Below are 652 nucleotides of genomic sequence, written 5' to 3'. Positions count from 1 at the left end.
CCCAGTGGCTCAGCGAGCGCGAACCGGATCAGTTCGTCGCCGACCAGCGCCAGATTGCCGCCTGCGCCAGCCGCGTCGCGTCGGCATCGCCGAGCACCATGTCCGCCCGCCTCAGCCGCACGATCAGCCGGCTGCGCGAATCGATCAGCCAGGGAGACGCCATATCCGGAACCCCCTCGATCACCCCGATCGTTGCCGGTGCCGCCATCCCGCCCCCTCACCACAGGCCAGAACCGACACCCGCGGCTGGCTCAGCGGCGTATCCTCCAGCCCCGGCCATTCCGCCGCGACCAGCAGCGTTCGCCCGATGCGCACGTCCGCCGCCGCCGCAACCGTTCCGCTGCTCGCCCGCACCGGCAGCGCAGCCGGCGCCAGCGGCACCAGGTCCAGCGTCGTCGCCAGCCCCACCATAGCGGCCTGCGCCACGCGCCACTGCCCCGCCTCTCCCGCGATCGTCACGATCGCACCCGGCGCAATCCCCAGCCCTTCGCGACCCAGCGTCACCCGTCGCCGCGTCCGCTCGCTCTCGCCGCGGGCCAGCAGCGCCGCCGCCACGCGCTTCGCCTCGGCCGCGGCCAGCACCGCCGGCAGATCGACGCGATCGACCGCCTGGCCCGCCCCCGGCCGCCGCACGCGCTGCACACCGATCTGA

2 protein-coding genes are annotated in these 652 nt (G+C 74.7%); both read right to left on the bottom strand.

Annotation, left to right across the window (positions count from 1 at the left end; all coding sequences use genetic code 11):
• Positions 1 to 28: 28 nt before the first annotated feature.
• Positions 29 to 208, bottom strand: coding sequence for a hypothetical protein (locus tag LS48_RS15905; RefSeq protein WP_204376484.1), 180 nt, complete (start codon positions 206 to 208; stop codon positions 29 to 31).
• Positions 181 to 652 (bottom strand): phage tail protein (locus tag LS48_RS15900; RefSeq protein WP_204376483.1); only part of this gene is annotated, 472 nt, incomplete at its 5' end. The genes LS48_RS15905 and LS48_RS15900, both read right to left, overlap by 28 nt.

Source organism: Aequorivita aquimaris (assembly GCF_001573155.1).
GTDB classification, from domain to species: Bacteria; Bacteroidota; Bacteroidia; order Flavobacteriales; family Flavobacteriaceae; genus Aequorivita; species Aequorivita aquimaris.
The sequence above is the reverse complement of the archived record's forward strand: the minus strand, read 5'-3'. Positions and strand labels throughout refer to the sequence as shown.